Source organism: Aquella oligotrophica (genome assembly GCF_002892535.1).
Lineage (GTDB): Bacteria > Pseudomonadota > Gammaproteobacteria > Burkholderiales > UBA11063 > Aquella > Aquella oligotrophica.
Map to the genome: position 1 here is coordinate 599,035 of NZ_CP024847.1, position 24,189 is coordinate 623,223.

Sequence of the window (24,189 nt, forward strand, 5' to 3'; positions counted from 1 at the left end):
AGATTGGCTAGATGGGGGTAGAGTGAATAGGAAGTATTTAAAATCTTATGGTGTATTCCAAAAAACATTATTATGCTCAATACTATTGGGGTTAATTTCCTGTGGTGGCGGAGGTGGATCAAGTAGTAGTGGCAATAATGGGGATGTAAATACACTACAGATAATCACACCGAGGACGATTTATAGTAATCCTAGTGTTGCCAATACTGGTTATGTAGTAATTAATAACCCAAGCAATACAGCAGTAAAGAATCTACATTATAGTCTGAATAATATAATTGGTGGCGCACAAGGTGCAAAGATCGATCCATCAAGCGCAGCAAACTGTAGTGTGATAGAGTCTTACGGGCAATGTAATCTGAAAGTAACTGTACCAATAGGAGCAGTTGCTGGAAGTTTAGGCATAAGTCTAAATAATGATAATAGCCTTTTGGGCAAATTAAGTAAGTCAGCCCAATCGGTCGTAACCCCGGCAATGGGAATCCAGCAATCTGCATATAATAACCTGAGTGGTGCGGATGGAATTACGCTAAACTATTCCCATACCGTAATTAATGGTACGCCATATATATTAGTAGCAGGGCTAGTAGCCTCAGCCAATGCTGGCAACTTCAATAATGTGGTTTTGGTAGATGGCAATAATACCCCTATTCCAAATCAGCAACTGATTGCCGGAGCTGGTGCATATACCCAGGGTAAAACCTTTAGTATCTTATTGCCAGTACCCGTAGGCGATAACCTGACTCAGGTTATAAAAGTCCAAACACAACTTATAACATCATCTACAGAATCTTCCAAGAAAAATCTTTCGTCAACAGAGATAGTATCAACAGCCACTACAAGTAGCACCTTAACTACTGCCAGTGATATTGGTATAGTAGAAATGCTCCCCTCAGCAGTTTACTTGAATCAAAACAATCCAGAGCAGTCGGTAACCTTCAGTAACACAGGTAGTGTAACAGCAGAGTTACAAAGTCTTACTGCAAGTAACCCAAATATTGAGGTAACCTTTAGTTCTGGAGGATTAAGTAGTGGCGGTAGAACTACTGCAATATTAAAACTCAAAGATCCAACTCAATCAGCCTCAAGTGGTGAAATAGTATTGACTTATTATAATGGACAAAAAGAGGTTACTATTGCTGCGGCGGCTGATCAAAATGTGAATCCAACACCAACGCCAAGTCCGACACCAACGCCTACACCCACTCCAGCACCTACGCCTACTCCAACACCTACGCCAGTTCCAGCTACAGGATTAACCGCCATATTAAATCCGGATGATGATTTTTTTGTAACGACAGCAAATGATACTGCTTCAAGGCAGCTGACAATCACCAATACCGGCAATACCAATGAAAATAATTTTGTTCTGACTTTACCAAATAACTTCACTATTAGTGACGGAAGTAATCCAGCTACAAAATGTACGGTAACCCAACCAGCAACGATTAGTAATACACTTACCGCAAATGGAGGGAATTGTACAGTAACGGTGACTTATACCAATTCGACGGTAACCGCACAAGCGGCTGGTAATATAAGTATTGCTTACGACTATAATAATGGTATAGCTGCAACACCAGTAACAGTGGGCGTAAATTATAAAGTTACCCAGTCAACAGCAAATCTAAGTTTATCGCCAAGTACGATGAATTATGCATCAATTCCGAATAATGCCACATCTACCAGTGCTGCTGGCTCATTATTTACACTATCAAATAGTGGCGAAGTTGCAGCAAGCAATCTTACATTTAATATAACTGGCACGAATAGTGGTTTATTTAGTGTTATAGCTGGCGGAAGTTGTCTTTCTGGTGGAACATTAGAGGCAAGCCCAGCCACATGTACTATTGCAACGCAGTTTGGTCCAGCAGCTAATGATGTAACAACTGGAGCAAAAATCGCTAGTTTTGCCGTTAGTTACACTCCATATACAGGTGGAGCGACCCAGAGTAGCAATACTGCTACTTTAAATGGTAGCGTAACCGCAGCTCCATCAGCAACCTATACTTCAGCAATAACTGGAGCTAGCTTCATTGATGGAGATGGTAGTTCTATTGATCAATATATTGGATATATCAATACCAATTATACACTGGATGTAACCTATACTAACGATTCTGTAATAGATGCGAGCGGCTTTACGACTAGCTATACACCGCCCGCAGGCTGGACACTAAGTACTCATGGTTGTAATGATGTAGCAATGGCGGCTACCAATGGTACATGTACTGATACTTATACTTTAAATTCAGCAGATGCTGGCAGCCATAATCTTCTATTGCAGAATGTGACCGCCAGCTGGACTGATAGTTCTGGAACATATACTAATCAGCCAATGGGTGGGACAGAAGAGTATGTTAACCTTACTCCTCCTCCAGCGCCCCCAGCAATTACTATTAGTAATCTTCAAGGTGATGCAACAAACGTAATGGGTATTTCGCCGATAACTTTCACTGCAACAATAAGTGGCAGTGGCACATCAACATTAACTGCGACACTTGCAAATTCAGTAACCGGGACGATAGTATCAGATCCAAGCCCATGTGCCTTGGATACGTCTGGTACGACTAACTGTACTTTTAGTATAATCCCATGGTATACTGGTTTTGATAATAGTACAGTAGGACTACCTAGTTATGACCCATATACACCTAATGAAACGGAAATCCTATTATCAGCGACTAATGGAGCAACCATAAGCGGAACTGGAGTAAGCAGTAACTCAATCAGCTATATCATAACTACACCGTATATCTACTTGCCTGCTCCACAAGAAGGGATTGCATCAGATACTAATACCGGGATCACTTGGGGTAGTGGTGGTACGGTAAGCACACGTTTTGAAGCCGGAACTGCTGAAAATGGTAGTGCTTGCCCAAGTGGGCAGGAAGTAAGGGTGGATAATTTAACAGGTTTGATGTGGGTACAAGCACCAAGCAGTACAACTTATACATGGGCAAGTGCACAAACTTCTCCTGCTATTCCCGCTACATATTGCGGTTATACAGACTGGCGATTGCCAACTGAAACAGAATTACTGAGCTTAGTTAATTATGCAGCACCGAATGGTGATTTAGCGGCTTGGTTAATTGCTCAAGGGTTTACTAACATTCAGGCTGACTATTATTGGTCATCTACACCAATGAGTGATAATATTTCAGTTTGGATTCTTAATCTGGCGGATGGTTCTAATGGTACTTTACCCAAAAATTTGGCTGGTGGTGCTTATGTTTGGCCAGTACGAAGTAGGTAATTACTTCTTATTTCAGCAGCCAATTGAATTAAAAGGGATAAATTTATGAATTATAAAATAGTTAAAATTTTGCTTCTAAGTAGCTTTTTTATTATAGCCAATGCAGCGAATATTGCTTACGCCCCCAAAGCTGCACCTGGTGATACTGCTGCGGCTGGTGTTGGTAAAGAGTGGCCAACTACACGTTTTACTGTAGATACAACTGAAGAGTGTGTTATTGATAATCTAACTGGTTTGATGTGGCCAAGAAATGGAAACTTGCTTGGAACTGGTAGCTGGGGAAGTAGTTCTACGGTAGGTACAGCACAGTATCTAGTAGCGCAAATGAATACAGATTCGAGCGCAACTGGCTACCATTTATGTGGCTATAGCGACTGGCGCTTACCCAATATTAATGAACTATTAAGTTTATTCAATTATTCTGCAACAAATGGAAACCAAGCAGATTGGCTAAATGGTACCGAAATATTTAGTGATGTACAAGGTAGTGGTTACTGGTCATCCACACCGTATAGTGGTGTTGGTGGCGGGGCTTGGTATGTAAATATGGCTACCGGCTTAAGTGCATATTATTCTGATTTGTCCGGCTCTTACTCCGTTTGGTCTGTGCGCGGTGGAAAATAGTAAATTGTAAGAGATCTTTCTGCTGGATTGAATCTTAGTGTTCTTTGTCATTTTAGTACATTTTTATTTTGATTAGGGATGTTACGCTAATTGTCATTTGTTAGTAACTGGAGTTTATCATGAAAAAATTGACTGATAAAGAAAGAGATAAATATGTACAGGAAATTATTTTGCCTGCTTTTCAATGGATGTCAAAAAGCAATTCCTTTACTACTTTATTCTCGGCAGATGCAAAGATATTATTTATAACCGAAAAAAGTGCAGCTTCTATAGCAATTGACTCGGCGGATAAGTGTATTGGTATGAGTTATGCTACGCCCTTAGAAGAGTCTATAACTGGATTAAAGCAAAAATATAGGCTTGATACGGATAATATACTTGGAGCTTGTGCAAAGATATACCAGACTCAACTTCTTGCAATTAATAATAAAAAATCAGTAAGCTATATAGATATGATTCCTTATGCTGGACAATTTCATGGTTACTTGTGTATTTTAACACCGATCCTGCATCCTTCCGGAGAGGTAGTTGCCTTATTGTCTAATTCAGTCAAACATTATCTTTTTGGTTTGCATGAGTTTATTTCAACTGCCAACGCTGATAGCATTCCAGCACTTAACTCTTTAACGGCTGAAAATTTGGAGATTAGTCTATCAAAAAGACAACATGAAATCTTATTCCTAATTTGTAATGGTTTTTCTCAAGAGCTTGTTGCCCAGATGCTTAAAGTGACTAGGGGAACTATTGCCAAAACCATTTCAACGCAAATATGCCCTAAGTTTAATATAGTTAATGATTCTGCCAGACTAATAGATTTAGCCCGTCAGCTAAAATTGCACCAAACGATACCACAAAGTTTGTGGCGGCAATATATTGTAATGCTTGAAGATAATTCATGAATAATTGATTTTGGTATAGGCAAAATAAAGGTAACCCATAGGCTACCTTTATTTTTACATTATTTAATATACCATGGTTGTAAGCCGATTCCCGAAGGATTAATAACTGTTTGTCCGGATAATATCCCACGACTTAGATAGTCAATCCGATTCCAGTTAATGTTTTTCCAGCTATCATCTACTACCCCCCAGTATCGCCACTATTGGCATTCCATGACCAATAGAACCAGTTATAAATCGGCTGATGTTTGCCATCATTAGCATCATTGCTACTATTTAAATACGAAGCAAAACTATTGAAAAACAGTAAATCACGGTTATCGGTAAATCTTGAGCCAAATTCGCCAATTGCTACCGGGAATTTATGACAGTTGCTATTTACACAATAACCTGTATAATTTAGATAACCAAATGAATTATTCAACCGATTATATAAACCGCTACCAAAATAATCGCTGCTAGCATTGGTCACTGTCGGTGGATAGACATGTGGCGAGACAACTACCTGATTAACATATGGCTTACTTAATACGGCAGTAAAGAATCCATTTGGATCACTTAATCCCGATTGACTAATCAGAGTTTTATTGGTAGCAAAACCATCACCCCAGTTAGCATTGATACCGGATTGACCTGTACCTTCAACCATATAGATATTATTCGGTAATACTGTGGCGATTGCATCCATTGCGCTTAGATAAGCAGTAGCAAGGCTTGGATTTGAGCCACTAGCTTCCCAGCGAATACCAAAGTTATCCGGTTCATTTAATAGATCAAACATAACTTTACTTGAGCTACTAGCTGGCATCCCATTTTTGATCCGAGTAGCCAGATCTTTCCATTGATTTGCCCACGAGCTAACACCGCTATTTAAAATAGTTTGATCTTCGCGTAAATGGTCATCAATAAGGACATAAAAGCCATTTTTGGCAAAGAAATCAATCACCCAGATAAAGCGATCCATCGTTGAATTATTGGGTAAATAGTCATTACACATATTGCTAGCTCTGGTTGGTGCATAGCTTAATGGTGGAATTGATGTTCCACTTGCTGGTGTAACGCTAGGGTTAGTCAAATTTGCCAGAAGCTGTGAATTAGTTGCCGTTGGACAATTACTATGGCTGAAATTATTGGGTGATTTAGCCAGATCCTTGAAGCTAAATGGTAAGCGTACAGCATTAAAGCCAAGTGCCTTGATGCGTTGAACTGTAGTTGAAAAATCACCACTTAATGGATCAGAACTCCATAGACCATCAAGCATGGTTCCACCATTATTAAAGCCAAACCAGTTGATACCTTTTAGTTTAATAATATTGCCGCTACTATCAACAATTTGCCCATTGCTGGTTGTCAGATAGCTATTAGTAATTGCCTGAAAACTAATACTCACACTAGTTGTTGCTGGTGTTATTACCTGTGGTGAATAACTGACAGTATAACCTGTTGGAACAGCAATATTTATAGCAATCGCTGATTCATTATTGGCAAACCAGTAATCACCATTACTCAAACTATCGGTATTATATTTGAATGCAGCATTTTGTCCAGCAAAGCTAACATTAGTTGCTGTAGCAGGTAGATTACTTACACTAAACGTAACTTTATGTAGGCTACTAGTTGCTAATTTGCTAAATGTCAGACTTTTAGCAGTGTTTTGGTTATCAACTATTGATAGAGATAATGGATCGGCTTTGTAATAAACTCCTTTAAGCGGATCAGCTAGACCCTGAACGCTGATAGTATAATTTCCAGTATTTAGTCCACTGATATTTGCTGAACTATTAAGATTAATAGTAAATGGATAACTGTTACTAGCACTCGTAACACTGCCTGGTAAGCCACCGATATTGGCAAATAATGTACTATCTGGGAAATTTTGATTAGTAATTGTCAAGCTACCAAGTATTTTAGCTGGGATATAGCTAAAGGTAGTTTGGGCACTAGTGGTGGTATTTTTACTAACCGGTATCGACGCTGGCTCAGTTTTATAAGTAATGCTTCCGCCCTGTGGATTTGGCAAACTACTACCATTAACACTAACTGTATAATTACCAATCAATAAGCCATTATATTTAACGGTATAAACTGGGCTTTCTTTTGGATTTATATTCATGCTAGCGATCTTTTGTGATGCTGGAGAGATTAAATCTAGTCCTATGGCACAATTGGTCGTCGTACACAAAGACTTTAACGAGCTACTATCAATTATTAGCTGTAATGAGCCGCTCTCAACTGCTGGTGGAGGTGTTACTCCATCAAGTGTCAGACTACTAACAGTAAAGCTATTGATAGCGCTATTAACTGCAGTATTTATAGTGATGGTCTTACTTGAATTAGGTGGCATTTTTGCCCAGTCACAATAATTTCCACTACAGCTAGGGGTTGTAAGATTTAGTGTAATATTACTACCGCTATTGGCAGAAGAAATATTAAGCCACGGTGCGCCATTTAGCTGATCCTGATCAATCCATTTAATTGAACCACCAGCACTGGCAAAAGATTTGCCATTGATATTAATACCAGAGAGTACTGCGGTCAAACCATTTAAGTTGATGTAGGTTGAACATTTATTTTGTAGCGTAAACTTTATTTGGGCTGGGCTATAATATTGATTGCCGGAGTAGCTGGTAATCATATTTTTACCATTTTGTGGTAGTATCTGCATACAACTACTGTCTGAAATAGCTTTGCTATTAGCTTGATTCTCTGTTAATAATGTTGTCTCAATTGATAATTGAGTGGCTAACTGGCTATCTCGATTGATGTTAATATTATCAATCACTCCTTGTGTTGCCGAAGTTGTAGAAGATGAGCTATTTCCACCATTACAGCCAGCTAGAAATATTCCGATTAAAACGGATGTTACTTTTAGCATTTGCGGTTTTCGGATTTTTAAATATATTATATTACTGTTCATTTTATTTCCTCCTAATATAGAAATCTAATATCTTCGAAATCTTTGTTATTGTATTACAGCATTCTTAATTAATTCCAATCCACGCAGGACAAAATCAATATTAAGATTGAAGTACGAAGAGTTATCTATGCAGTGTTTATTTTAGCTCTATTGGCTATCTAATTGAAATAGTTAAATTCGTATAAGTATTATACGAATTTTGATGATTATTCATGTATAACTGTTATACGTAAATGGATGAGGTGAAAATAGAAAATCCGATGATCTACCAGATTTATAAGATTTGATTAATATCATATTGAATGAATAGTTACCATGTTATCCTAAATTGTTCCACTGGGGATTGCCGGAGTAATACTATTCATTTTGACTAAATGTTATCATTATCTAATTATGGGTGCTTCTCTTATATGAGGCGAGGACAAAACTAAAATCTTTGACTTTGTTAATATATCCACTAAAAAAAGATTGTTTAAATTTAACAGAAATAGCAAACTAATTTCTACCCTCGATGGGTGCAGTGCAAAAAATATTTGAAAAATATATTGACAAATCTAAATAGCTATTGTTACAATTTCCAAACTTAATTAAATTATTTTCCCTAATGGAGTATTTAAATGAAAAAATCGCTCTACCAATGCGAATTTAAACCGCCGCTATCTAGCCAAACTGCTTCAGTAGTTTCAGCATTTAATTTCAATTCATACTCTTCAGTTTCTTCTCGACGAAGCTAAAAGCTTTCATCTACTAAACATTTCATCTTCATGAAATAAGTTTAGTTCAACATTTATCCATAAATTTTAAATTGCATAATTCAGGTATTTTATTACCCTGATTTCAGCGTGATATTTTTATCTTTTCAATAGATTTTTATATCTGTCTGATCATCAGCGCAAATATTCCTGATATTGGTATTAGTTCTATGTAGTTAACTAGATTAATGATCTATTTTACTATCCAATTATGCCAAGATAATAGCCTTATATACTCAATCAGATTGAAGATTCATGGTAGGCGCGAGCGACGCAGCCTACAAGTAGTAGGTAAGAAGCGAAGCAACAACCTAGGAACTTCAAACAGTTTGAGTATAACACATGCAATTTCAAATTAAATCATATTAATCAGCGGATTAGCGGAATTATAAATTAGCCAATAATCCATAAATAAAGGTTTAATGATGAATATCAGTTTATACAATAAAAGCTTTCTTAGTTTACTCGATTTTACTGCTAACGAAATTTACTATTTGCTAGATCTAGCTACCAAACTGAAACTAAAACGGAAACAAGGTATCCCAGGTAACTTATTACAGGGAAAGAATATTGCTCTTTTATTTGAAAAAACTTCAACTAGAACCAGAAGTGCATTTGAAATCGGTGTTATTGAAGAAGGTGGATATCCCAGCTTTATCGATATTTCTAGTTCACAGTTTGGTAAAAAAGAATCGGTTGAAGATTCAGCAAAAGTGCTGGCAGGATATTTCCATGCGATTGAATTTAGGGGTTATGCCCAAAAGACAGTTGAAGATTTGGCAAAGTATTCTGGCATCCCAGTTTATAACGGGCTAACCGATGAAGATCATCCAACGCAAATATTGGCAGACTTACTAACTATTCAGGAAAAATTGCCACATAAACCATTATCTGAAATCAAGGTTGCCTATATTGGAGACACCAGAAACAATATGGCTAATGCTTGGATGTATGGTTGTGCCAAACTAGGCATGCATTTTGTTGGTTTTGGTCCCAAAGAGTTACATCCTAAAGATGAATTTATGAATAAGGCTTTGGCGGCGGCAAATAAAAATGGTGCAAAAATTGAAATTAGCTCCGATCCTCTTTGCTTAAAAAATGCCGATGTAATCTATACCGATGTCTGGGTATCAATGGGTGAAGAGCATGAGTTACAAAAACGTGCCAGCTTACTTAAAGACTACAAGATCACGCCGGAACTAATGAATGCGACACAAAACCCGAATACTCTTTTTATGCACTGCTTACCAGCTTTTCATGATGATCATACACTAGCCGTGAAAAAAGCCAGCGAAGAATATGGAATCGATATTAAGGAAGTGAGTGATGAGGTATTCAGAAGCAAAAATTCAATTGTGTTTGAGCAAGCAGAAAATCGGCTGCATACAATAAAAGCTCTATTAGTTGCAACACTCTCACCACAGCAAAACTAAAAAGTCCCAAAAGACACTGATGTGAGTATTAACAAAGTAAAGATTTATTTTTAGGATAAAAAAATGAATAAAAAACCACAATGGATCGAAAAAAATATCTGTGCCCCACAGGGATTCAAGGCTTCGGGGATAAGTGCCGGATTGAAAAAATCGCAAAAGCCGGATCTAGCTCTGATTTATAGCGAAGTACCAGCAATCGCTGCGGGTGTCTTTACCAAAAATAAGGTTAAGGCGGCACCATTACTAGCAACCAAAAAGAATCTTAAAAATGGACAATTACAGGCAATCATAATCAATAGTGGCAATGCCAATGCTTGTACCGGTAAAAATGGCGTAAACCATGTCAAACAAACAATAGCTACACTCTCAGATGAATTGGCAATTAGCCCAAGTTTAATTGGGGTCGCTAGTACGGGGGTGATCGGCGTACCTCTTGCTATTGATACGCTAATTGAGGGGATCCCTAAGCTAACTAAATCTCTAGATAATAAGACTGGTAATCCAGCTGCAACCGCGATTTTAACTACCGATACCTTTATCAAGGAAGCGGCGATTAAGGTAAAACTCAGTAATGAAACAATCATCAAGCTGGGTGGAATTGCCAAAGGTTCTGGCATGATCCATCCAAATATGGCAACCATGCTTGCTTTTGTCACCACCGATGCATTGATCACAGCTGAAGCATTACAAGCAGCATTGAGTCTTGCAACCGAAAATTCATTTAATATGATTAGTGTTGATGGTGATTCATCAACAAATGACATGCTAGTAGCGATGGCGAATGGTCTTGCCAAAAATAATCCTATTGATAACCTTCAGTCAATTGATGGACAAATTTTTTACCATGCTCTACTGGAGCTTTGCATAAATCTTGCCAAACAAATTGCTAAGGATGGTGAAGGAGCAAGTAAATTAATCACGGTTAATGTCTCTGGTGCCAAAACCTCTAAGCAGGCAAAATCAGTCGCAAAAGCTGTAGTTTCTTCATCGCTAGTCAAAGCAGCAGTATTTGGTAATGATGCCAATTGGGGGCGGATAGCTTGTGCTGTTGGTTATTCTGATACTCAGGTAAAAGCCGATAAACTAGAAATTGCAATTGAAAATCTGCTTCTTTTTTCCGCAGGAGTACCGCTTGATTTTTGCGAAGATACGGCAACCAAGCTTTTAAAGCAAGCAGAAGTAAAAATCAATATTGACCTTGGTTTGGGCAAAGAAAAAAGCACCTCTTGGGGCTGTGATCTTACCTATGATTATGTCAAGATTAATGCAGCCTATCGGACATAAGCTATGAAAGTAACTGCCCACTCTATATTGTAATAACGTCGTCACAAAGCTCCTTATTTACGTTTCATGTAAACTGCGTCGCTTTGTTCCTAATTCTTACAACATATGGTTAGCAGTTTATTAGTGCTTAATTATTAGAAAAATGATTTTTTAAGGGAATTTCCTGATGTCCGACAAAGTAGAAAACTCAAAAAACATGAGAGTTGTAATAAAGTGTGGTGGCTCCATTCTTAATAATCAGGCTGAACTTACGCATATTATAGCGGGGATTAAATCGCTGATAGAAAAAGGTTATCAACCACTAATTGTCCATGGCGGCGGCCCGGAGATTAGCCAATTAGCCAATAAGCTTGGGATTAAGTCTGAATTTAAAAATGGCTTACGGGTAACTGATGCTGCGATGCTTGAAATTACGCAAATGGCACTACTTGGTATCACTAATCCCAAGCTAGTAGCGGAACTAAATAAACAAACTATCAAGGCTAGTGGTTTGGCACTTCATACTTTAGGCGCACTTATCGCAGAAACGCTAGATATTGCTACTTATGGTTATGTTGGCGTGGTAACTAGCGTAAACCCAGAACCAATCTATCAGCTACTGGCAAATGGATTTATCCCAGTGATTGCGCCACTTGCGGTTGATGAAAATTGGCAAATACTTAATATAAATGCTGATCTTGCTGCGGCGGCGATTGCGAAGGCAATATCTGCCGAAAAGCTGATACTCCTTAGTGATATTGATGGCTATTATAGCAATTATCCAGATCCGAGTAGTCTTGTTGCAGAACTAAGTTTGACAGAGTTACAACATTTACTGACGACTGATAATAACTCAATAAGTGCTGGGATGATCCCAAAATTAGAAGCATGCTATCAGGCGGTCGGTAGTAAGGTAAATACCGCACACATCATAAATGGCAATAAAGCCGCAGCACTTGCTAATATAGCTTTGGGAATAGCTCAAATAGGCACAACTATTTATAAATCATCATCAAATAATACAGCTATAGATAAAAGTACGTTACAAACAAAAGGAGCAAGTGCATGAAAATCAAAGCCAGCATAATTGGAGCATCTGGTTATACCGGAGTAGAATTAATCCGGCTATTAAATGCTCATCCAAATGTCAAATTACAATATTTGGTATCAGAGAATAATGCCGGAAGTAAGGTTGGTGATATTTATCCACACCTTGATACTGCTGATAATTATAGTTTTAGTAACCCTGATATTGAAGCGATAGCAAAAAATAGCGATGTGGTTTTCTTGGCATTACCACATACCAAATCAATCACAGCGGTTAGTAAACTAATTGAATATAATTGCAAAATAATTGATTTAAGTAGTGATTTTCGTCTAAAAAATGGGGCAAATTATCAAAAATGGTATCAGCACCCAGCAGCTAGTCAATCGTTATTAGATCAAGCAGTATATGGTATTCCGGAAATTAATGCGGCTAACATCAAAAGAGCAACACTAATTGCTAATCCGGGTTGTTATCCAACCGCAAGTATTCTGGGGATTGCCCCATTAATCAAAAATCAGCTTCTGGATATTCCGCTAAATCATCCTTTAGTAATTGATGCAAAATCTGGGGTATCCGGGGCTGGCAAGACTCCTAACCCACATACCCATTTTTGTGAAGTAAGTAATAACTTTTCGGCATATCAGGCAGGTGGGATACATCGGCATATTCCCGAGATTGAACAGGAATTGGGCATTTTGGCAGGCAAAGATTTTACCATTCAGTTTACGCCCCATTTAATCCCGATTCCACGTGGATTAATGGCAACTATCTATGCACCAGTAAAGAAGAATATTAGCCAAACCGAGATTATTGACTGTTATAAAAGTTTTTATCAGCATCAAGAGTTTATAAAGATTAATTCACTACCGCGCCCGGATCTTAAAACAGTCATTGGGACTAATAACTGCAATATTAGTCTTCATCTGGATCAAAGAACTGGTTACCTGATAATCATAAGCGCGATTGATAATCTTATAAAAGGTGCTTCTGGACAGGCAATCCAAAATATGAATTTGATGTTTGGGCTACCTGAAACTAGTGGCTTAACTCAACTCGCAATCTATCCATAAGATAAGGAAGATAAAATGACTAAACTATGGGACAAAGGCTATCAGATAAACCACGATCTGGAAGCATTTATGGCAGGTTCGGATCCATTACTTGATCTTAAAATTGCTAAATATGACTGTCTAGCAAGTATTGCTCATGCCAAAATGCTTGCAACAATCAATTTACTTAGCCCAACTGAATGCGAGGCTCTTACTTCTGAGCTAAAAGAGATAATCAAACTACTTGTAACGGATAGTTTTAATATCGACATGGATCAAGAAGATATTCATACTGCAATTGAAAACCATTTGATAGCAAAGCTTGGTGATATTGGCAAAAAAATCCATACTGGCAGATCAAGAAATGATCAGGTATTAACCGCCTTAAGATTATATAGCAAGGCTAAACTTGAGGATATTTATCAGTCTATGATAGCCGCACTCGAAGTATTCTATGCCTTTACTTCCAAATATCAAAATATTCCCTATGTCGGTAGAACTCATTTCCAAAAAGCAATGCCTTCTTCGTTTGGACTTTGGGGTGGCGCAATGCTTGAATCTCTACTTGATGATATAAAGCTAATAAACAATGCTTACCAGATCATCGACCAGTCACCACTTGGCTCTGCCGCCAGCTACGGAGTAAATTTAGAATTAGATAGAGAATATTCAAGCCAAGAAATGGGCTTTAACAAAGTACAGAACAACGTACTATATGCTAATAATAGCCGCGGTAAATTTGAAGGGATAATTATTCATGGATTAAGTCAGATTATGCTCGATTTGGCAAAATTATCTACCGATATAATTATCTTTGCAGCACCTGAATTTGGCTACCTAAATTTACCAGAAGAGTTTTGTCCGGGAAGTAGTCTAATGCCAAATAAGAAAAATCCCGATCCATTTGAGTTAATCCGGGCAAAATCAGCTAGCGTAATTAGTAAATTAATGCAGGTAATGGAAATTTCACGCGGCTTACCTTCTGGTTATAACCGTGATTTTCAGGAAACCAAGGAGCCATTGATTAGCTCATTTGAGATTACCCAGCAATCACTGGAAGTTGTCGCATTAATCATGGCAAAAGTTACAGTAAATGAAGAAAAATGCCTAGCAGGCTTTAGCCCGGAAGTCTTTGCAACAGATCATGCATTGGCTTTAGCTACTAGCGGAGTTCCATTTCGTGACGCTTACCGTGAAACGGCACTAAATATTGATAAACTAGAGTTAAATGATCCAGTTAGCAATATACTCGCAAAGAAGCATCAGGGTGCAACCGGAAATTTGGGGCTAGATTTACTATATCAGCAAATTCAGGATTTAAAACAAAATTCTTTAGGATGAACTTTATAAATCATAAGAATAGGTAAATTATTAAGTTTGAAGCGCAAAATTTATCTATTTTTAGTCTAAGAAAGTTTTTTATAACAATATAAACTCAAAGTATTTCAATTTTGGACGTGAACAAGACTGGAAGACAAAGAGTAAGATAAAAAGGAGCACATTATGACACAAAAACTACTTCTTGCCTATAGTGGCGGACTTGATACTTCGGTAATTCTGAAATGGCTGATTAGCAAAGGCTATGAAGTAACCGCTTTCATTGCCGATGTCGGACAAGATGAAGATTTTAAACAAGCTAAAGCAAAAGCTTTAGCAATCGGTGCAAAAGAAGTAATCATTGCTGATTGTAAAGAGGAATTTGTTAGTGACTATATAATCCCGGCATTACAAACTGGTGCTCTTTATGAAAATCGCTATCTTCTTGGTACTTCGCTAGCAAGACCATTAATTGCGAAAAAAATGGCTGATTATGCTCTTACTCATAATATCAAATACCTTGCCCATGGCGCAACTGGGAAAGGCAATGATCAAATCAGATTTGAATTGGTATTTTTGCAATTTATCCCGGATGTAACCATCATTGCACCATGGAAAGAAGCTGAATTTCTAGAGAAATTTACAGGTAGAACCGATTTACTAAACTATGCTAAAGATAACAATATCCCGGTAACTTCAACTCTGGCAAAACCATATAGTATCGATGAAAATCTGATGCATACCAGTTATGAAGCCGGGATTTTGGAAGATCCAGAGTTAACGCCACCTGATGATATGTATAAAAAAACCTTGTCACCAATGGAGGCACCGGATGAGATGTTAACTTTAACTATCGAATTTAACAAAGGTATTCCATTAAAAGTTACTGATCATAATAACAAACAGACTATTGAACATAACCTACTAGCGATATTCTCTTACCTAAATGAGGTTGGTGGCAAAAATGCAATTGGCAGAATTGATATTGTGGAAAGCAGGTTTGTTGGCATGAAATCAAGAGGAATCTATGAAACTCCGGGTGGCACTATTCTTCATAAAGCCTATCAGGATCTGGAAACCATGGTTCTAGATCGGGAAGTTATCTTGCTAAGAGCAATTAATGCACCAAAAATCGGGCAATTAATCTATAACGGCTTCTGGTTTAGTCCAGAAATGCAGATGCTAATGCAAGCAAATCAAGTTAGCCAAAAGAGCATCAATGGTAGCGTTAAATTAGGCTTATATAAAGGCAATGTCATAATTCTTGGCAGAAACTCACCCAATTCACTCTATGACCATGATATTGCTAGCATGGATAAACTTGGCAATTATGATCAAACCGATGCCAAAGGGTTTATCAAATTAAACGCGTTAAGACTTAAACCACAAAAATTCATCAATTAACGGAGCTTAAAATGCAAATCTGGCTAACTCTTGCCAACGGGCAGCAATATTCGGGAATGGTAGCTAATTATAATAGTCAGGACATAAATGGTGAACTGGTTTTTAATACTGGGATGACTGGCTATGAAGATACATTAACTGATCCTTCCTATGCAGGACAAATTCTGGTATTTACCTATCCATTAATCGGTAATTATGGTGTGCGCTTACAGGAAAATCTTGAGTCAGACAAGATTCATGTCAAAGCAATAATTTGCAATCAGATAGTTGATAATCAAGAGCATCATCAAGCAATCACATCCTTTATTGATTGGCTTAAAAAGCATGATATTCCAGTTATTACTGGAATTGATACCCGGCAGCTAACCAGAGACCTTAGAGAAGATGGCACTATGGATTGTGTAATCTCAGAAAATAAAAATACTCTACCTAAATTATCGGGAAAACATGAAATGGCAGGTACGAAGGAAATCATCTATCACGGCAATGGTAAGCATAAAATCATCCTACTTGATTGTGGGGTTAAAAAAAGCATTATCCGCTATCTACTTAATTTTGATGTCAGTATCAAACAGGTACCGTACGATTATGATTATAGCAATGAGGACTATGCTGGGATTCTACTTTCAAATGGTCCGGGAGACCCAGAAGACTATGGGAAAAGTATTACGGTTCTAGAAAAAACACTAGCAAGCAATAAGCCAATCTTTGGTATTTGCTTAGGGTCGCAATTACTTGGTTTAGCTAGTGGAGCGAGTACGTATAAGCTAAAATTTGGACATCGTGGACAAAACCAGCCTTGTCAAGATACCAATACCCTAAAGTGCTATCTGACGGCACAGAATCATAACTATGCACTGGAAGAAAAAAGCATCGCTAGTGACTGGAGTATCAGCTTCAAACATTTGCATGATGGTAGTGTTGCAGGTATCAGTCATTGTGATAAGCCATATTCAGCGGTACAGTTTCATCCTGAGGCAGCCGCCGGACCAAATGATACAGCGTTTCTCTTTGAGAATTTTTTTAACCAGATTAAAATTCAGGGATTGGTAACATGAAAAATATTTTATTGATCGGCTCTGGTGGATTAAGAGTTGGACAGGCAGGCGAATTTGATTACTCTGGCTCACAGGCAATCAAGGCATTTAAATCCGAAGGTCATCGGGTAATTTTGATTAATCCAAATATTGCGACCGTACAGACTGATGAGTCAATGGCAGATAAAACCTATTTGCTACCATTAACGCTAGCCGAAGTAACAAGCATAATTGAAACAGAAAATATCCAGCTTCTGGCGCTTAGTTTTGGCGGACAAACTGCATTAAATCTCGGGGTGGAACTAGCTGACAGTGGTATCCTTGATAAGTATAATATCCAAATACTTGGTTCGCCAATCGCTTCAATAAAAGCAACTGAGGATCGCGATCTTTTTAAGGCAACTCTTGAAAATAAGCAAATAAAAACACCACTCAGTAAAGCAGCTAACTCATTGGAAGAAGCGATTACCAATGCAGGGATAATTGGCTATCCATTAATGCTTCGTTCTGCATTCTCATTAGGTGGGCTTGGCTCTGGCAAAGTTAGTAGCGAAGAAGAATTAATTACCAAAGTAACTCAGGCACTAGCTGTCACACCACAGGTTTTACTCGAAGAATACCTAACTGGCTGGAAAGAATTTGAATACGAAATAGTCAGGGATATGGAAGGTAATGCGCTTACCATCTGCAATATGGAAAATCTTGACCCTATGGGTATCCATACTGGAGAAAGTATCGTTATTGCACCAGCCCAAACCCTGACTAATAATGAGCATCAACAGCTAAGAGATGTAGCACTGAAATGTGCAGAGCTTTTTGGCATAATCGGTGAATGTAATATTCAGTTTGCAGTTAATCCCCAAAATGGTGATTATCGGGTAATTGAGATGAATCCGCGGCTATCCAGATCAAGTGCGCTAGCATCAAAAGCAACAGGCTATCCGCTTGCTTTTGTCGCAGCCAAGCTATGCCTTGGGTTACCACTTTATAAGATAGAAAATAGCCTAACCGAATCAACTAGCGCTTATTTCGAGCCAGCTCTTGATTATGTGGTGGTGAAAATTCCTAGATGGGACACCCACAAAATGCCAGCTGCGGATAGAAAAATTGGCAGCGAGATGAAAAGTGTCGGTGAAGTAATGGGTATAGGCAGAAGCTTTGCTGAAGCCCTACAAAAAGCAGTACAAATGCTAAATATCGGGGCTTCTTGTTTGCATGATTATCCATTCGGAGATGCGGTTTCGCTTGAGAACGAGATTGAATTTGCGACAGATAGGAGAATATTTGCGCTTTATAAATGGTTTTTTGCTGGTGGTACAGTTACTAAAGCTCATACACTATCACATATTGATCCGTGGTTTCTTAATGGAATAGCAGCGATTGCCAATTTTACCAAAGACTTGGCAAATCTTAGCCTTAACTATGAAGTATTACTAGCTGCCAAACAGTTTGGTTTAAGCGATAAAGTTATCGGTGAAATCCATAATCTAACAGAAAATGAAATTAGAGAATTACGTTATGGTTATGGAATCATCCCGGTAGTGAAGCAGATTGATACCGTCGCAGGTGAAATGGCAGCCAAAAGCAATTATCTATATCTAACTTATCATGGGACTCATCATGATTTATCCGCATCAAAAGAACATATCTGTATTCTTGGCTCGGGTCCATATTCGATTGGCTCGTCAGTTGAATTTGACTGGTGTACGGTAAATCTAGCTAGAAGCTTACGGCAAAAAGGCAAACAGATAATCATTATCAATTCAAATCCTGAAACAGTTTCAACCGACTATGACGAATCAGAGCGCCTCTATTTTGAGCCACTTAGTTTTGAAAGAGTTGCCGATATTCTTGATTTTGAAAATCCGACAGCTACTATCGTTTGTGCAGGTGGACAAATTGCCAATAATCTAGCGCCAAAGCTAGCAGAGTTTAATTATAAAATACTTGGAACACCGGCAAATAAGATTCTACAGGCTGAGAATCGGCAAGAATTTGCAACTATGCTTGCTAGTTGTCAAATAAATCAACCACACTGGGCAAATGCAAATAGTCTTGAAGAAATTCGTTCGTTTATAAACACCCATGCTTATCCGCTGATAGTCAGACCTTCGTTTGTATTATCAGGTTCAGCAATGAAAGTAATTGATAATGATAATGAGCTAATCGCTTATCTGACAAAAAATAAAGTTTCCACTGATAATTCGGCAGTAATTAGTCAATTCATCAAAGATGGCAAAGAAATCGAGGTTGATGGAGTTTGCCAGCATGGTGAGATAATCTTCTTGGCGATTGCTGAACACGTTGAAAATGTAGGTGTGCATTCTGGCGATGCAACGATTATTTATCCGGCACAAAGCCTCGCTACTGAGATTATGACAAAGATTCAGGAAATCTCGATTAAGATAGCAGCAAAGCTTACGCTACATGGTCCATTTAATATGCAGCTTATTCTAAAAGATGATGATTTACTGGTAATCGAATGCAATGTTCGGGCATCGCGTTCCCTACCCTTTATTGCTAAGGTAAGCGGGGTTAATCTGGTTAGTCTGATTGCTGATATTTTACTTGAGAAAAAGGTTGCAGCGCTTAACCATACACCCGAACAGATCGGTGTGAAATGTCCGGTATTTTCCTACAATCGTTTTAAAGGGGCAGATCCAGTTAGTCAGGTTGAAATGGCAGCTACTGGTGAAGTTGCCTGTATCGGTGATAACTTGGCTACGACATTTTTCAAATCATGGATTGCAAGCGGGCAGAATATTAATAGCAATAAATTATTAATTCAGCTACCAGAATATATTCTTAATAAGGAAACACTAGCAAATCTAGAGAAATTATTAGGCTTAGGATGGGAAATTAGTAGCTATTGCAATACTTATCAGCTACTCACCGATAATGGAATCAAGGTAAAGCATCATGTGAGAGATACAATTAAGCCAGCAATTGCAAAGCAGGAGTTTGGTTTAATCATTAATATACCGGAAAATAATTATAATGCCAGTAATAATCTAGATGAATATATGATTAGACGGAGCGCTATTGATTATCATGTTCCGCTAATTAGTAATGCTCAGGTGGGTAAATTGATGCTTGATTACCTAGCAAATCAATAAGGTATACTTAAACAGATTCATCATCCTGGGTTTGTTGCTAAGCTCTTTGCTTACTAGTTGTAGGCAACAGCGCTTGGTCGCCTACCATGAATCTTCAATCTGATTGAGTATATTTAATTTAGATAACAGTAGAGGAAAACTAACAATGTACATACGGCAAGATTATAGTAAATACTTTCTTGATATTTATGGGCAGGTTGATTTTATGCCTGTTTCAGCCAAAGGCTCAAGGATGTACGATGCAGATGGTACGGAAGTAATCGATTTCGCAGCCGGGATAGCGGTAAATAGCCTTGGGCATTGCCATCCGGAATTAATCGCTGCATTGACAGCTCAGGCACAACAACTCTGGCATGTAAGTAATATCATGGTAAATCAACCAGCACTGGAATTCGGTAAATTACTGACTGAAAATAGTTGCTGTGATAAGGCTTTTATCTGTAATACTGGGACTGAAGCGATTGAAGCCGCGCTAAAACTGGCTAGGCGCTATAATTTGAAAAACTTTGGCAAAGATAGACATAAGATTATTTCATTTAAGAATAGTTTTCACGGTAGAACCTTATTTGCCGTCTCAGCTGGTGGACAAAGTAAATATAGTGAAGATTATGCCCCGTTACCTACTGGGATCAGTCATGCAGAATATAATAATCTCGAGAGTATCGAAGCTATGATTGATGAATCAACAGCTGCCGTGATTATTGAGCCGATACAAGCTGAAGGCGGAATTATCCCGGCAAACCCAGAATTCTTACAAAAGCTACGCGAACTATGTGATAAGCATCAAGCAATTTTGATTTTTGATGAAGTACAGACTGGAGTTGGTAGAACTGGCAAGCTCTTTGCCTATCAGCATTATGATATTGAGCCAGATATAATTTGTCTGGCAAAAGCATTGGGTGCAGGATTCCCGATTGGCGCTATCTTAGTAAAAGACAAATATAGCTCAGGGTTTGAGATTGGTTCTCATGGGACGACCTTCGGCGGTAATCCGCTAGCTTGTGCCGTTGCTACGAAAGCATTTAGCATCATCAATACCCCAGAAGTACTAGATGGTGTCCAGCAAAAAGCACAACTATTTAGACAACATCTCGAAGAAATTAATAATAAGCTTGATATTTATAAAGAAATTCGTGGTAAAGGCTTATTAATTGGCATGGAACTCAATGATAACTACGCTGGACGTGCCAAAGAAATTATGCAAGCAGGTTTTAAGAATAAAGTTGCAACGCTGATGGCTTCACCGAATGTTACTAGGTTTACTCCATCACTAATAATTCCTAATGAAGATATTATGCTTGGCTGCCAGAGATTCCTAGATGGACTATTAATCTGGCAATAAATTATATAATGAGCCTTAAAATTTTGGTAATATTTTACATTAATTGATGAGGTGAAAATAATAAATCCGGTAGATTACCGGATTTATTATTTTGGAATACTATAGAGTTAGTCAATATTATATGCGCGTTCACCGTGCTCTGCCAAATCAAGCCCAGACTCTTCATCATCAGCATTAACGCGTAAACCAATGGTTTTATGGATGATTGCAAGTAATACATATGTTGCAGTGAAACTAAAAAGTGCGCCAAGAGAAGTTACCACTAACTGTTTGTATAACAGTGACCAGTTACCATAAATAGCGCCATCTGGAATTGCTGGATTAATTTTGTTTGAAGCAAAGACACCTACCAAAATACCGCCAATAAAACCTGGAATACCATGACAGATAAATACATCAAGGGTATCATCTACCATACGCTTAAATTTGGCAGCATGTAAGATAAAAGTATAGCTGATAGCTGAGGCTATTGCTCCAATTGCAATCGCTGATGAGCAGCTAACATAACCAGCAGCTGGGGTAATCGTTACCAGCCCAACAATCAACGAGGTGGAAATTCCGGAAATACTTTTGGGGTTTTTGAAAAGAATATCACAAAGAATCCAGACAAACATTGCGCTCGATGCCGCAAACATGGTATTTTCAAAGGCTATCATTGCTATTGGTGATAATTCAAGGCTAGAGCCAGCATTAAACCCAAACCAGCCAAACCAAAGCATACCACAGCCTAATACCATAAAGGGTAAGTTATGTTTGCCATGTAGTCCGCTAATTTTGCGATGTTTTAGCATTACAGCTAGCGCTAAGCCAGAGAATCCGGCACTAACATGGACAACTACACCACCAGCGAAATCAAATGCACCAAATTGAGCTGCCCAGCCATTACTATCCCAGACTGTATGCGCGATAGTACAATAGACACAAACTATCCATAGCACGATAAAAACAATGTAAGCATTGAATTTCAGCCGTTCAACCCCTGAGCCAGAAATGATTGCTGGGGCAATACTGGCAAACATTGCCTGATAACAAATAAAAGCAATGGTTAAAACTTTGGTATTAGGGAAAATATCTACTGGGCTAATTCCATTTAGAAAAAGATAATCAAATCCACCAACGAAAGCATTATTCCCCGAAAATACCAGCGAGTAACCGCATAGCCACCAAACAATTGGTACTATCCCAAGCGTGATGATACTCATTTTTATGGTATTTAGCACATTTCTTCCAGATACAAGTCCAGCATAGAAAAATGCGAGCCCAAAATTCATCAAAAGAACCAGCATAGCCCCAAATGCTACCCAGAAAGAATTGATATAAACTGGATCCATTCTTAGTTTCCTTCTATGAACTCTTTGATTTCACGAGCGGCAGCTATTCCATCCGCAATTGCATGGACTACTAAACTTGCGCCTCTGACAATATCACCCCCAGCAAAGATTTTGGGATTGGCAGTTTGTAGGCGTTCCTTTTGTACCCGAATTCGCCCATGATGATCAGTTTGCACCTGATGCTGGGTTAACCATTGATATTGTTCAGGTTTGAAACCAAATGCAGTGATTACCACATCAGCTTCAATCTCAAATTCACTACCAGCTATATGTTCAAGGCTTGTTTTACCATCCGAGTTAGTTACTTGCTCTGTTTTGACAAACTTAACCGCATGTAGCTTTTCATCACGTATTATTAGCCCAACTGGCTGAGAATTAAAGATAAATTCGCTACCTTCTTCACAAGCATTCTGATATTCTCGCTTAGAACCCGGCATTGATTTTTCATTACGCCGATAAATCCCAGTTACTTTACTTGCACCAAGACGGATTGAGGTACGAATACAATCCATGGTTGTATCACCGCCACCAAGGACAACAATTTTTTTGCCTTCAATTGAACCTTTTAGGCTGATTTCTTTATTATCAATCAAGTCCTGATTTACCTGTTGCAGATAGTCAATCGCTTCAGTATGAAATATTCCATGATTAAGTATTGCTGGCTCACTAAGTGATTGATATGTACCGGTTGCGATAAATACCGCAGCATGTGATGCTACTAGTTCTGTTAATTCAATGTCTTTACCAATCTCAATGCCCAGTTTAAATTCAGCACCAGCATCAAGAAGTAACTGATAACGATTTTTGATAATTTCTTTTTCAAGCTTGAAGGCAGGAATACCAAAAGTAAGTAAGCCGCCGATGAAGCTATTCCGATCATAGATTACAACATTGATTCCTGCTTGTAATAAGCGATCGGCACAAGCTAATCCAGCTGGTCCAGCACCAATAATTGCTACCTTTTTATCAGATTTTTTTTCTGGATAGTCGGGTTTCCAACCAAGTTTAAATGCTTCATCGCTGATATATTTTTCTATATTACCAATGGTAACCGCGCCAAACCCATTTTCTAAGGTACAGCTACCTTCACATAGCCTATCTTGTGGGCAAACACGCCCGCAAATTTCAGGAAATGCGTTAGTTGAATGAGATAGTTTGGCAGCATCTATGATCCTGCCTTCATTTGCCAGTTTTAGCCATAATGGAATATAGTTATGTACCGGACACTTCCACTGACAGTAAGGATTACCACAATCTAGACAGCGTTCAGATTGATCTTTTAGCTGCTCATTCGCTAGTGGCTGATAAATCTCAATAAACCTGCTTTTTCGTTCTTCCAGATTTATTTTTGCCGGATCCTGACGATTAGTTTCGATAAATTTATTAACATTTTTTTTCATG

15 protein-coding genes are annotated in these 24,189 nt (G+C 38.3%); 12 read left to right on the forward strand and 3 right to left on the reverse strand.

The features are described from left to right. The first annotated feature begins 22 nt into the window (after window positions 1-22). The 3 genes from CUN60_RS12860 (at window position 23) to CUN60_RS02790 (ending at window position 4,779) form a co-directional block, all read left to right on the forward strand. Window positions 23-3,256 (forward strand): Lcl C-terminal domain-containing protein, encoded by a 3,234-nt coding sequence (locus CUN60_RS12860; protein ID WP_158649262.1) that lies wholly within the window; start codon window positions 23-25, stop codon window positions 3,254-3,256. 45 nt (window positions 3,257-3,301) lie between these two features. Then, window positions 3,302-3,880, forward strand: coding sequence for an Lcl C-terminal domain-containing protein (locus CUN60_RS02785; RefSeq protein WP_102950568.1), 579 nt, complete (start codon window positions 3,302-3,304; stop codon window positions 3,878-3,880). Between the two features lie 119 nt (window positions 3,881-3,999). Continuing rightward, window positions 4,000-4,779, forward strand: a complete 780-nt coding sequence (locus CUN60_RS02790; RefSeq protein WP_102950569.1) for a helix-turn-helix domain-containing protein — start codon at window positions 4,000-4,002, stop codon at window positions 4,777-4,779. A 181-nt stretch (window positions 4,780-4,960) separates the two neighbouring features. On the opposite strand, the gene CUN60_RS02795 is transcribed toward CUN60_RS02790, so the two are convergent. Next, entirely contained in the window at window positions 4,961-7,696 is a 2,736-nt protein-coding gene (locus tag CUN60_RS02795; protein ID WP_102950570.1) for a glycoside hydrolase family 5 protein, read from the reverse strand. A gap of 1,183 nt (window positions 7,697-8,879) precedes the next feature. Here CUN60_RS02795 and argF point away from each other — a divergent pair. From argF to CUN60_RS02840, 9 genes are all read left to right on the forward strand, one after another. Beyond that, window positions 8,880-9,881, forward strand: coding sequence for an ornithine carbamoyltransferase (gene argF, locus CUN60_RS02800; protein WP_222593313.1), 1,002 nt, complete (start codon window positions 8,880-8,882; stop codon window positions 9,879-9,881). A gap of 63 nt (window positions 9,882-9,944) precedes the next feature. Continuing rightward, the gene (argJ, locus tag CUN60_RS02805) at window positions 9,945-11,165 is read left to right on the forward strand and encodes a bifunctional glutamate N-acetyltransferase/amino-acid acetyltransferase ArgJ (RefSeq protein WP_102950572.1); all 1,221 of its coding nucleotides are present in this window, start codon (window positions 9,945-9,947) and stop codon (window positions 11,163-11,165) included. A gap of 166 nt (window positions 11,166-11,331) precedes the next feature. Continuing rightward, entirely contained in the window at window positions 11,332-12,213 is an 882-nt protein-coding gene (gene argB / locus CUN60_RS02810; protein ID WP_102950573.1) for an acetylglutamate kinase, read from the forward strand. Next, window positions 12,210-13,262: an N-acetyl-gamma-glutamyl-phosphate reductase gene (gene argC, locus CUN60_RS02815; protein ID WP_102950574.1), complete on the forward strand. Its 1,053-nt coding sequence runs from the start codon at window positions 12,210-12,212 to the stop codon at window positions 13,260-13,262. Before argB ends, argC begins: the two co-directional genes overlap by 4 nt. 15 nt (window positions 13,263-13,277) lie before the next feature. Beyond that, window positions 13,278-14,582 (forward strand): argininosuccinate lyase, encoded by a 1,305-nt coding sequence (argH, locus tag CUN60_RS02820; protein WP_102950575.1) that lies wholly within the window; start codon window positions 13,278-13,280, stop codon window positions 14,580-14,582. Window positions 14,583-14,744: 162 nt separating this feature from the next. Further along, window positions 14,745-15,962 (forward strand): argininosuccinate synthase, encoded by a 1,218-nt coding sequence (locus tag CUN60_RS02825; protein ID WP_102950576.1) that lies wholly within the window; start codon window positions 14,745-14,747, stop codon window positions 15,960-15,962. Window positions 15,963-15,973: 11 nt separating this feature from the next. Continuing rightward, complete coding sequence (gene carA / locus CUN60_RS02830; protein WP_102950577.1) at window positions 15,974-17,020, forward strand: glutamine-hydrolyzing carbamoyl-phosphate synthase small subunit; 1,047 nt, start codon at window positions 15,974-15,976, stop codon at window positions 17,018-17,020. Beyond that, window positions 17,017-20,115: a carbamoyl-phosphate synthase (glutamine-hydrolyzing) large subunit gene (gene carB, locus CUN60_RS02835; RefSeq protein WP_222593287.1), complete on the forward strand. Its 3,099-nt coding sequence runs from the start codon at window positions 17,017-17,019 to the stop codon at window positions 20,113-20,115. Before carA ends, carB begins: the two co-directional genes overlap by 4 nt. Window positions 20,116-20,260: 145 nt before the next feature. After that, entirely contained in the window at window positions 20,261-21,457 is a 1,197-nt protein-coding gene (locus CUN60_RS02840; protein ID WP_102950579.1) for an acetylornithine/succinyldiaminopimelate transaminase, read from the forward strand. A gap of 107 nt (window positions 21,458-21,564) precedes the next feature. Here the strand turns inward: CUN60_RS02840 and CUN60_RS02845 are convergent, their stop codons facing one another. Then, window positions 21,565-22,788 carry an ammonium transporter gene (locus tag CUN60_RS02845; RefSeq protein WP_102950580.1) on the reverse strand — a complete coding sequence of 408 codons (1,224 nt, stop codon included), beginning with the start codon at window positions 22,786-22,788 and terminating at the stop codon, window positions 21,565-21,567. Window positions 22,789-22,790: 2 nt separating this feature from the next. Further along, window positions 22,791-24,188 (reverse strand): glutamate synthase subunit beta, encoded by a 1,398-nt coding sequence (locus CUN60_RS02850; RefSeq protein WP_102950581.1) that lies wholly within the window; start codon window positions 24,186-24,188, stop codon window positions 22,791-22,793. Between the last annotated feature and the right edge of the window lies 1 nt (window position 24,189).

Bases quoted from the DNA above. Each gene is read 5' to 3' on its own strand.
- CUN60_RS02790 (WP_102950569.1), top strand. From the start codon at position 4,000: ATGAAAAAATTGACTGATAAAGAAAGAGATAAATATGTACAGGAAATT.
- CUN60_RS02840 (WP_102950579.1), top strand. From the start codon at position 20,261: ATGTACATACGGCAAGATTATAGTAAATACTTTCTTGATATTTATGGG.
- argH (WP_102950575.1), top strand. From the start codon at position 13,278: ATGACTAAACTATGGGACAAAGGCTATCAGATAAACCACGATCTGGAA.
- CUN60_RS02845 (WP_102950580.1), bottom strand. From the start codon at position 22,788: ATGGATCCAGTTTATATCAATTCTTTCTGGGTAGCATTTGGGGCTATG.
- CUN60_RS02825 (WP_102950576.1), top strand. From the start codon at position 14,745: ATGACACAAAAACTACTTCTTGCCTATAGTGGCGGACTTGATACTTCG.
- CUN60_RS02850 (WP_102950581.1), bottom strand. From the start codon at position 24,188: ATGAAAAAAAATGTTAATAAATTTATCGAAACTAATCGTCAGGATCCG.
- argB (WP_102950573.1), top strand. From the start codon at position 11,332: ATGTCCGACAAAGTAGAAAACTCAAAAAACATGAGAGTTGTAATAAAG.
- argJ (WP_102950572.1), top strand. From the start codon at position 9,945: ATGAATAAAAAACCACAATGGATCGAAAAAAATATCTGTGCCCCACAG.
- CUN60_RS02785 (WP_102950568.1), top strand. From the start codon at position 3,302: ATGAATTATAAAATAGTTAAAATTTTGCTTCTAAGTAGCTTTTTTATT.
- carA (WP_102950577.1), top strand. From the start codon at position 15,974: ATGCAAATCTGGCTAACTCTTGCCAACGGGCAGCAATATTCGGGAATG.
- carB (WP_222593287.1), top strand. From the start codon at position 17,017: ATGAAAAATATTTTATTGATCGGCTCTGGTGGATTAAGAGTTGGACAG.
- argC (WP_102950574.1), top strand. From the start codon at position 12,210: ATGAAAATCAAAGCCAGCATAATTGGAGCATCTGGTTATACCGGAGTA.
- CUN60_RS02795 (WP_102950570.1), bottom strand. From the start codon at position 7,696: ATGAACAGTAATATAATATATTTAAAAATCCGAAAACCGCAAATGCTA.